This is a genomic window from Asanoa siamensis, assembly GCF_016862555.1.
Classification (GTDB): Bacteria; Actinomycetota; Actinomycetes; order Mycobacteriales; family Micromonosporaceae; genus Asanoa; species Asanoa siamensis.
On record NZ_BONE01000100.1, the window covers coordinates 18,490 to 28,207 of the forward strand.

Sequence of the window (9,718 nt, forward strand, 5' to 3'; positions counted from 1 at the left end):
GTCCCTGTGTGCCATCAGGTTTGCCGCCCACAGACATCGACGTTCGTCAGCCATTGACACACTCTGGGTTACACGTCAGAGTGACCGGCCAAGAGAGCGCTTTCTTTACGTCCCGTCCCACGTAAAGGAGATGCACATGAGTCGGGTCCTGCCCGGCCGACGATGGCGCCCGGCCGCGCTCGGCGGCGCCGTCCTCGCACTGTTAGCCGGCTTCCTCGTGGTCACCGGTGTGACCGCGGCGGCGGCCGATCCCCTGATCTCGCAAGGCCGGCCCGCGACCGCCTCCTCGGTCGAGAACGCCGGCACCCCGGCCGCCGCGGCCGTCGACGGCAACACCGGCACCCGCTGGTCCAGCACGTTCAGCGTGCCGCAGTGGGTGCAGGTCGACCTCGGCACGACGGCCACGGTCAGCCGTGTCGTGCTCAACTGGGAGGCCGCGTACGCGACCGCGTTCACGGTCCAGACGTCCGCCAACGGCACGACCTGGGCGACCGTCCACACCACCACCAACGGCACGGGCGGCGTGCAGGACCTCACGGTCACCGGCAGCGGCCGCTACGTGCGGGTCAACGCCACCGCCAAGGCCACCGGGTACGGCGTCTCGCTCTGGGAGTTCCAGGTGTACGGCAGCACCGGCGCGACCGGCGGCTGCGGCACCACGAACGCCGCGCAGGGCCGGCCCGCCACCGCCTCGTCGACGCAGAGCGCGGTGTTCCCGGCGAGCGCCGCCGTCGACGGCAGCACCGGCACCCGCTGGTCCAGCGCCGCCGCCGACCCGCAGTGGCTCTCGGTCGACCTCGGCTCGACCCAGTCGATCTGCGGCGTCACGCTGCAGTGGGAGGCCGCCTACGGGCGGGCGTTCCAGGTGCAGACCTCGACCGACAACGCGACCTGGACGTCGATCTACTCGACGACCACGGGCACCGGCGGCACCCAGGTGCTGACGGTCACCGGCTCCGGCCGGTACGTGCGGGTGTACGGCACCGCGCGGGGCACCGCCTACGGCTACTCGCTCTGGGAGTTCCAGATCCGTACCGGTAGTGGTGGGCCGACGAACCCGCCCACGGACCCGCCGCCGACCGACCCGCCGCCCGGTGGCACCGTCCGGCTGCTCTCCTACAACAAGCCCGCGGTCGCCAGCACCAGCCAGAACGACGGCGCCTGCTGGGAGTGCACGCCGGCGCGGGCGTTCGACAACGACCCGGCGAGCCGCTGGGCCACCGCCGCCAACACCGGCTGGGTCGACCCCGGCTGGATCTACGTGGACCTCGGCGCCACGGCCGGCATCACGCAGGTGGTGCTGCAGTGGGACCCGGCGTTCGCGCGCTCCTACCAGATCCAGGTGTCGCCGAACGCCTCCACCTGGACCACCATCTATTCCACCACCACCGGGGCCGGCTTCAAGGAGACGCTCAACGTCACCGGCACCGGCCGCTACGTGCGGATGTACGGCACCGCGCGGTCCAGCACCTACGGCTACTCGCTCTGGGAGTTCAAGGTGTACGGCACCGGCGGCAACCCGACCGCACCGCCCGCGATGCCGCCGGACCCGACGTTCCCCGCCAACCGTCTGGTGTGGAGCGACGAGTTCAACGGGCCGGCCGGCAGCAAGCCCGACGCCAGCAAGTGGACGATCGACCCCGGCACCGGGCAGAACAACGAGATCCAGTACTACACGAACAACAACAACGCCAACATGGACGGTGCCGGCTCGCTGGTCATCGAGGCGCGCCGGGAGACCGCCGGCGGACGGGACTACACCTCGCACCGGATGAACACCGGCAACAAGTTCCACGTCCAGTACGGCCGGATCGAGGCCCGGGTCAAGGTGCCCAAGGGCAACGGGTTGTGGCCGGCGTTCTGGATGATGGGCGCCGATTTCCTCACCGGGCGTCCGTGGCCCTACAACGGCGAGATCGACATCATGGAGGTCCTCGGCCGCAACACGCTCGAGGGCTACTCGACCCTGCACGCGCCCGCCTACAACGGCGGCGCCGGCTACGGGCAGAAATATCCGGCACCCGGCGGCGTCGACCTGGCCAACGACTACCACGTCTGGGCGGTCGAGTGGGACAGCAAGGGCATGACGTTCAAGCTCGACGGCACCACGGTCTTCGTGGCCAGCAAGGCGACCGTCGAGGCGACCCGCGGCCCGTGGGTCTTCGACCACCCCTTCTACGTGATCCTCAACCTCGCGGTCGGCGGCGACTTCCCCGGTCCCGTCGACGGCACCACCCCGTTCCCGTCCCGGATGCTCGTCGACTACGTCCGGGTCTACCAGAACTAGGAGTCGCCATGCGAAGAACAGGAAGCTTCGCCGCCGTGCTGGTGCTTCTGCTCGGTGGCTACCTGGTGGCCGCCACCGGTGACGCCGTCGCGGCCGACCCGCTGATCTCACAGGGTCGTGCGGCCAGCGCGTCGTCCACCGAGAACGGTGGGTCGGCCGCGAGCAACGCCGTCGACGGCAACAACGGCACCCGCTGGTCGAGCGCGTTCAGCGACCCGCAGTGGCTGCAGGTCGACCTCGGTGCCAGCGCCACGATCAGCCGCGTGGTGCTGCGCTGGGAGGGCGCCTACGCCAGCGCGTACACCCTGCAGACGTCGTCGAACGGCAGCAGTTGGACGACCATCTACAGCACCACGACCGCGACCGGCGGCAACCAGGACCTGACGGTCTCGGGCAGCGGCCGGTACGTGCGGATCCACACCACCCGGCGGGCCACCCAGTGGGGCGTCTCGCTCTGGGAGTTCCAGGTGTACGGGGTCGGTGGTGCCACTCCACCTCCGCCGCCACCGCCGACCGGGCCGATCGTGCGGGTGTCCGAGTTCCTCGCGGACTGCCCGTTCTCGCACCGGCTGCCGGACGACCCGATCATCTATCCCGGCCTGCCGGGCGCCTCGCACATGCACAGCTTCTTCGGCGCCCGCAACGTCAACGCCTACACCAACCTCGCCAGCCTGCAGTCGGGCACGAGCAACTGCAACCCGGCGATCGACCTGTCGTCCTACTGGGTGCCCACGCTCTACCAGGACAACCAGCCGGTCGAGCCGGTCACGGGCATCTTCTACTACCTCGGTGAGGGCGTGCGGCCGGACGTGACCGCGCGCATCCAGGCGCTGCCGCTGGGCCTGCGGATCGTCGCCGGCAACGCGCAGGCGACCGCGCCGGACGCGACCACCATCTCGCGGTGGTCGTGCCTGCACCACAACGAGGCCGGCGCGGGCAAGGACTTCATCAACTGTCCGCCGGGCAGCATGCTGGAGTCCTACCTGGACTTCCCGCAATGCTGGAACGGTCGCGACCTGGACTCGCCGAACCACAAGAGCCACATGGCGTACCCGGTCAACGGCGACTGCCCGAGCACCCACCCGGTGCCCGTGCCGAAGCTGCGGCAGGTGCTGCGCTACCCGGTCAACGGTGACCCGGCCCGGATCCGGCTCGCCTCGGGGCGCGGGTTCACCATGCACGGCGACTTCTTCAACGCCTGGCCCGTGGCGGAGATGGAGCGCCGCGTACGGGACTGCATCCGGCCCATCATCAAGTGCGGCGTCAACGGAACCCCGTGACGCGAACTCATCGACCCCGTCGGCCCAATTCTGGGTCGGCGGGGTCCTCTAACGGCCGCCAGGGCGCCGGAAGTTCCGGAAGTTCTTCCGGTGCTATAACTGGTCCCGTGACATCCCGGCCCGTCGATCCCGCCCGTCCGCCGACGTTGGACGAGGTGGCTGTGGCGGCCGGGGTCTCCCGGGCCACCGTGTCGCGCGTGGTCAACGACGTGCCGACCGTCGACCCGCGGATGCGGGCCGCCGTCGAGCGGGCCATCCAGGAGACCGGCTACGTGCCCAACCTCGCCGCCCGCTCGCTGGTCACCCGGCGGACCGACTCGGTCGCCCTGGTGATCAGCGAGCCGCCGAACCACCGCGAGTACGCGGCCACGTTCCTCAACCGCGTCTTCACCGACCCGTACTTCGGCCGGCTCACCGCCGGCGCCCAGGAGGTCCTCCGGGTCGAGGGCATCCACCTGGTGATCATCCCGGCCGACCCGCCGGCGCACGACCAGGTGCTGCGCTACCTGCGCCAGGGACACGTCGACGGCGTCCTGCTGATCTCCAGCCACGCCGCCGACCCGTTCCCCGGCCAACTCGCCGACATGGGCGTCGCCACCGTGCTCTCGGCCCGCCCGGGCCGCCCGGTGCCGCTCAGCTACGTCGACGTCGACCAGCCCACCGGCGTCCGGCTCGCCGCCGAGCACCTGGTCGCCCGCGGCCGGCGCCGGCTCGGCACGATCGCCGGGCCGCAGGACATGCCGGCCGGTCAGGACCGGCTCTCCGTCTTCCGCGACTCGCTGGCCCGGCAGGGGCTGCCCGCGCCGCCGGTGGTCGAGGGCGACTTCACCCGGGCCAGCGGCGAGGCGGCCGCCCGCGCCCTGCTCGACGCCCACCCCGACCTCGACGGCCTGTTCGTCGCCAACGACCTGATGGCCGAGGGCGCCGTGCGGGCGTTGCAGGAGATGGGCCGCGAGGTGCCGGGCGACATCTCGGTGGTCGGGTTCGACGACAGCAGCGCGGCGCTCGAGGCGCGACCCCAGCTCACGACCGTGCGCCAGCCCGTCGAGGAGATGGCCGGCGAGATGGCCCGGTTGCTGCTGGCCAGCCTCCGCGAGCCCCAGCGGTCCCCCCGCACGGTGATCTTCAACCCGACGCTGGTCGTGCGCGGGTCCAGCTAGATCGGGGACTGGTCCGGGGGCGGGCCGTCGGCGTTCGGCCGCGGCAGCCAGATCACGAACGTGCTGCCCCGGCTCGGTGTGGAGTGCACCGCCACCCGGCCGCCGTGCGACTCGACGATCTGCCGCACGATCGCGAGGCCCAACCCGGTGCGACGGTCGCGGCCACCATCGGGTTTGCGCCAGAAGCGGTCGAAGACGCGTGCCTGGTCGTCCGTGGTGATGCCGGGGCCGTGGTCGGCCACCGCGATCCACAGCCAGCCGGGTGCCGCGCCGGCCGCGACCGTGACCGTGCCGCCCTCGGGCGACACCCGGACCGCGTTGGAGAGCAGGTTGCCGACCGCTCGCCGGAGCGCGTCGTGGTCGCCGATGTGCATCAGGCCCGGACGCACGTCGTACGCCAGGAAGACCTGGCTGGCGGCCGCCACGGTGGCGTACTCCTCCCCCGCCTCCCGGGCGACGGCGCCGAGGTCGACGTCGGTGTCGGCGAGCCCCTCCGCGTCCCGGCGCGCGGTGGCCAGCAGGTCCTCGACGAGGCGCGACATCCGGGTGGCCGCCCGGTCGATGACGGCGATCGCCCGCGCCCGCTCCTCCGGCGTCGCCTCGGGCGCCTCGACCAGCGACGCGTCGAGGTTGGCCCGGATCACCGCGAGCGGGCTGCGCAGCTCGTGCGAGGCGTCGTCGATCAGCTCGCGCTGGCCGCGGAAGGCCTCGTCGAGCCGGTCGAGCATCGAGTCGATCGTGTCGGCCAGGTCCCGCAACTCGTCGCGGGCGCCGCCGAGCCGGATCCGCCGCGACAGGTCGGTCGCCTGGATCTCCCGGGTCGTCCGGGCGATCGCGCCGACCGGCCGCAGCGCCCGGCCCGACAGCACCCACCCGATGCCGAGACTCGCGACGAACAGGCCGGCCAGCGCGAACAGCGAGTAGTTGCGCAGGGTCTGCAGGGTGCCGAAGTTGACCGCCGACTCGATCTGGTCGACCTCGGCCACCTGCAGCCGGTCGATCACGACGTCGCGCTTCACGACCGCGGCCTGGAACTGCTTGGTGATCGGCTTGGGGTCGGTGGCCCGCTCGACGGCCACGTAGGTCACGCCGAGCGCGGTGGCCGCCAGCGCGAAGAGCAGGGTGGAATAGAGCACCGTCAGGCGGAACCGGATCGACTGCGTCAGGCGTCTCATGCCGCTTCCCGCAGTCGGTAGCCGCGCCCGATCACCGTCTCGATCGCCGCACCGCCGAGCTTGCGGCGCAACGTCCCGACCGTGACCCGCACGGTCTGCGTGAACGGGTCGGCGTTCTCGTCCCAGACGTGCTCGAGCAACTCCTCCGCCGGCACGACGTGCCCGGGCCGGGTCATCAGGTAGTGCAGCACGCCGAACTCCTTGTTGGTCAGCGCGAGCGGTGCGCCTTCCCGGGTGGCCGCGTGCCGGGCCGCGTCCAGCGTCAGCGGGCCGACCGTGAGCACCGCGCCGGCACCGCCGGTGTCGCGGCGCAGCAGCGCCCGCACCCGGGCCAGCAGCTCGACCAGTGCGAACGGCTTGACCAGGTAGTCGTCGGCGCCCTCGTCGAGACCGCGGACCCGGTCGCGCAGGGCGCCGCGCGCGGTCAGCATCAGGATCCGCAGCTCGCCGGCTCCCTCGACCGGCACCTCGCCGCGCCGGATCGCCCGGCAGATCGCGAAGCCGTCGGAGTCGGGCAGGTTCACGTCGAGCAGCATCAGGTCATAGGCCGTGTACGAGAGCCGCTCGTACGCCTGGGCGGCGTCCGTGGCGACGTCGACCGCGTGGCCCACCCGGGTCAGCCCCAGGCGGACCGCGGTCGCGAGGTCCTCCTCGTCTTCCACCAGCAGCAGGCGCATGACCCGACGCTATCCACCGCTGCTGATGATCTGCTGTGCGGCGGCGCGGGCCCGCTCCACGGGGATGGCGAAGCCGATGCCGATGTTGCCGCCACCCTCCAACGTGGCGATGGCGGTGTTCACCCCGACCACCTCGCCGCGCGCGTTGACGAGCGGCCCACCGGAGTTGCCCGGGTTGATCGAGGCGTCGGTCTGGATGGCCGCCCGCCGGCCGCCCTCGCCCAGCCGCACCTGGCGGTCGAGGGCGCTGACGATGCCGGCGGTCACCGTGCCGGAGAGACCGAGCGGTGAGCCGACCGCGAGGACGGGCTCACCGACCCGCGGTGATCCGGACGCGAACGTCAGGGGCCGCAGGCCGTCGACCGACGCCACGCGGAGCACCGCGATGTCGCTGCTCGGGTCGCGGCCGACCACCTCGGCGGGCCGCCTGCGCCCGTCGGCGCCGACCACCGACACGTTCGACGCGGTGGCGACGACGTGGTCGTTGGTGACGATGTGTCCACTCCGGTCGATGACGAAGCCGGAGCCACCGGCCGCGCCGGCCCGCACCTGCACGACACCGGGCAGCGCCGCGGCGGCCGCGCCGACCAGGTCGCCGGGCACGGTCCCGGCCGGTGCGGGTGTCGCCGTCGCGGGGGCGGGCGCCGGCGCCGCCGCCGGGTCGGTGTCGCCACCGGCCCAGGCGCCGGCCGCGGCACCCGCGGCCGCCGATACGCCGATCGTCGCCAGGCCGGCCAGGAGCCGGCGTGGGGTTCCCCGACCGGACCCGCCCGCCGGTCCGGCAGTGACGGGCGGGTCCGTGGGGACCCCGGGCTCGAGTTGGGGGGAAACGAACCCGGGGCCGCGTGGGGTGGTGCCGAGGCCGCTCATGTGCTGCTCCTTACGGGAGGCGGGCGAACCAGACCATCGAGGCGATCGCCGCGAGCGCCGCGAGGACGAGCGCGATGCCGATGAACCGGGCCGACACGTCCTGGACCTGGGTGGTGTAGCCGACCGTCGTGTTGATGTCGTCGTAGACGGCGCGCAACTCGTCGGCGCTGCCCGCCTCGTGGTAGCGGCCGGCGGCCTGCTCGGCGACCGCCCGCAGCGTCTCGCCGTCGACGGGCACCGCCTGCCCGCCGTCGGGGCCGCCGATCCGGCCGGTGGCCGTCCCGAACGCGATCGTGTCCACCGGCACGCCGGCCGCCATCGCCGCCGCGGCCGCCTCACCCGGGTCGCGGCCCGCGGTGTTCGAGCCGTCGGAGAGCACGACGACGCGGGCCGGCGGTGGATCCGTCGGGTCGACGCCGGCGGCCGCGTCCAGCGCGGCGTAGATCGCCTCGCCGATCGCGGTGCCCTGGCGGCCCGTGCCGCCCTCTTCGAGCCGCTCGATGCCGGCATCGAGGACCGCCCGGTCGGTCACCGGTGCGACCGCGACCGAGGCGCTGCCCGCGAAACCGACCAGCCCGACGCTGAACGTCTCGGGCAGCCCGTCGACGAACCCGCGGGCCGCCTCCTTTGCCGCCGCGAGCCGGTCGGGCGACACGTCCGTCGCCGTCATCGACAGGGAGACGTCGACCGCGACCATCACCACCGCGCGTTCCCGGGGCACCCGCACCTCGTCGGTCGGCCGGGCGAACCCGACCGTGAGGAGCGCGAGCATCGCCAGGAACAACCCGGCGGGTACGTGCCGGCGCCAGGCCGGCTGATGCGGGGCGACCTTGTCGAGCAGGCGCAGGTTGGTGAACCGCACGGCGTACCGGCTGCGCCGGCGGCGCAGGAACACGTACGCGGCCAGCAGCGCGGCGACGCCGACGAGCAGCAGGAGGCGCCAGGGGCTCTGGAAGCTCATGCCGCACCGCCCTTGCGCGGGGCGGCGGCCGCCAGGCGGCGCTGCGTCAGGACGTGCCGCACGATGTCCACCACCCAGTCGCGGTCTGTCCGAAGTGGAAGATGAACCGCGCCGGCCGCGCGGATCGCCGCCCGTACCTCCGAGCGTTGCGCCGCCGCCGCGGCCGCGTAGTCCGCGCGCAGCTTCCGGCTCGCCGTCGACACCTCGCGCCGCAGCCCGGTCTCGGTGTCGACCAGGGTGATCAGGCCGACGTCCGGCAGCTCCAGCTCGCGCGGGTCGGCGACCTCGACGGCCAGCACCTGGTGCCGGGCGGCGAGGCGGCGCAGTTCGGCCGCCCAACTCGAGTCGTCGAGGAAGTCCGAGACCACCACGACGAGCCCGCGCCGCCGGGCCGACCGGGCCACGCCGGCGACGGCCGCGGCGAGCGGGGTCGGGTCGCCCTCGGCCACGCGGGGCGCGTCGAGCAACGCCCGCAGCACACCACGCAGGTGGGTACGCCCGGTGCGGGCCCGGAACACCCGGCGGGTGCCGTCAACCAGGTGCGCGCCCAGCCGGTTGCCGAAGCCCGCGGTGAGGAACCCGACCGCCGCCACCGCGGCGACCGCCAGCTCCCGCTTCTCGATCTCCGCGGTGCCGAAGTCCATGCTCGCCGAGCCGTCGACCAGGATCCAGGTCGTCAGCTCCCGGTCCGCGTCGACCTGGCGCACGTGCGGCACGTTGGTCCGGGCGGTGACCGCCCAGTCCATGCGGCGCACCTCGTCCTCGCCGGGCCGGTACTCGCGCGAGCCGGCGAACTCCGACCCCGGGCCCGGCAGCAGACCCAGGTACTGGCCCTGGAGCAGCCCGTCCAGCCGGCGGGTCACGAGCAGCTCGAGCCGCCGGAGCCGGCGTTCGGGCGCGAGCTGGTGGATCGTCGCCGTCATGCCGCCACCGCCCGCTCGCCCTCGTAGGGCGCGATCCGTGGCGGCGGCACGGCAGCCAGCAGACGCTCTACAATGGACTCTGCGGACACCTCGTCGGCCACCGCGTCGAACGAGAGCACCAGGCGGTGCGCGAGCACGTCGACCGCGAGGTCGGTGATGTCGGCCGGCAGCACGTAGTCGCGGCCGCGCAGCAGGGCCAGCGCCCGGGCGGCGGCGACCAGGCCGAGGGTGGCCCGCGGGCTGGCGCCGTAGGCGAGCTGAGGCGCGCCGCGGGTGGCGACGACGAGGCGCACCACGTACTCGGCCAGCGCGTGGTGCACGAAGACGTCGCGCGCCGCGGCCTGGAGCTCCCGCAACCGCGCGGGATCGAGCACCTGCTTGGTCC

At 73.3% G+C, this 9,718-nt stretch carries 9 protein-coding genes; 3 read left to right on the forward strand and 6 right to left on the reverse strand.

Going from position 1 to position 9,718, the window contains the following annotated elements:
* The first annotated feature begins 136 nt into the window (after positions 1–136).
* The 3 genes from Asi02nite_RS36245 to Asi02nite_RS36255 all read left to right on the forward strand — a co-directional run bounded on the left by Asi02nite_RS36245 (position 137) and on the right by Asi02nite_RS36255 (position 4,727).
* The gene (locus Asi02nite_RS36245; protein ID WP_203718567.1) at positions 137–2,287 is read left to right on the forward strand and encodes a discoidin domain-containing protein; all 2,151 of its coding nucleotides are present in this window, start codon (positions 137–139) and stop codon (positions 2,285–2,287) included.
* Between the two features lie 8 nt (positions 2,288–2,295).
* Entirely contained in the window at positions 2,296–3,567 is a 1,272-nt protein-coding gene (locus Asi02nite_RS42610) for a DUF1996 domain-containing protein (protein WP_203718568.1), read from the forward strand.
* A gap of 107 nt (positions 3,568–3,674) precedes the next feature.
* On the forward strand, positions 3,675–4,727 hold the full coding sequence (locus tag Asi02nite_RS36255) for a LacI family DNA-binding transcriptional regulator (RefSeq protein WP_239127520.1): 1,053 nt from the start codon (positions 3,675–3,677) through the stop codon (positions 4,725–4,727).
* On the opposite strand, the gene Asi02nite_RS36260 is transcribed toward Asi02nite_RS36255, so the two are convergent.
* The 6 genes from Asi02nite_RS36260 to Asi02nite_RS36285 all read right to left on the reverse strand — a co-directional run.
* Positions 4,724–5,902, reverse strand: coding sequence for a sensor histidine kinase (locus Asi02nite_RS36260; RefSeq protein ID WP_203718569.1), 1,179 nt, complete (start codon positions 5,900–5,902; stop codon positions 4,724–4,726). The genes Asi02nite_RS36255 and Asi02nite_RS36260 overlap by 4 nt on opposite strands.
* The gene (locus tag Asi02nite_RS36265; RefSeq protein WP_203718570.1) at positions 5,899–6,579 is read right to left on the reverse strand and encodes a response regulator transcription factor; all 681 of its coding nucleotides are present in this window, start codon (positions 6,577–6,579) and stop codon (positions 5,899–5,901) included. The genes Asi02nite_RS36260 and Asi02nite_RS36265 overlap by 4 nt, the downstream gene beginning before the upstream one ends.
* A gap of 9 nt (positions 6,580–6,588) precedes the next feature.
* Positions 6,589–7,449 (reverse strand): S1C family serine protease, encoded by an 861-nt coding sequence (locus Asi02nite_RS36270; protein ID WP_203718571.1) that lies wholly within the window; start codon positions 7,447–7,449, stop codon positions 6,589–6,591.
* Positions 7,450–7,459: 10 nt separating this feature from the next.
* Entirely contained in the window at positions 7,460–8,410 is a 951-nt protein-coding gene (locus Asi02nite_RS36275) for a VWA domain-containing protein (protein WP_203718572.1), read from the reverse strand.
* The gene (locus Asi02nite_RS36280) at positions 8,407–9,333 is read right to left on the reverse strand and encodes a DUF58 domain-containing protein (RefSeq protein WP_203718573.1); all 927 of its coding nucleotides are present in this window, start codon (positions 9,331–9,333) and stop codon (positions 8,407–8,409) included. Before Asi02nite_RS36280 ends, Asi02nite_RS36275 begins: the two co-directional genes overlap by 4 nt.
* A partial coding sequence (locus Asi02nite_RS36285) for an AAA family ATPase (protein WP_373312398.1) occupies positions 9,330–9,718 on the reverse strand: 389 nt, incomplete at its 5' end. The genes Asi02nite_RS36285 and Asi02nite_RS36280, both read right to left, overlap by 4 nt.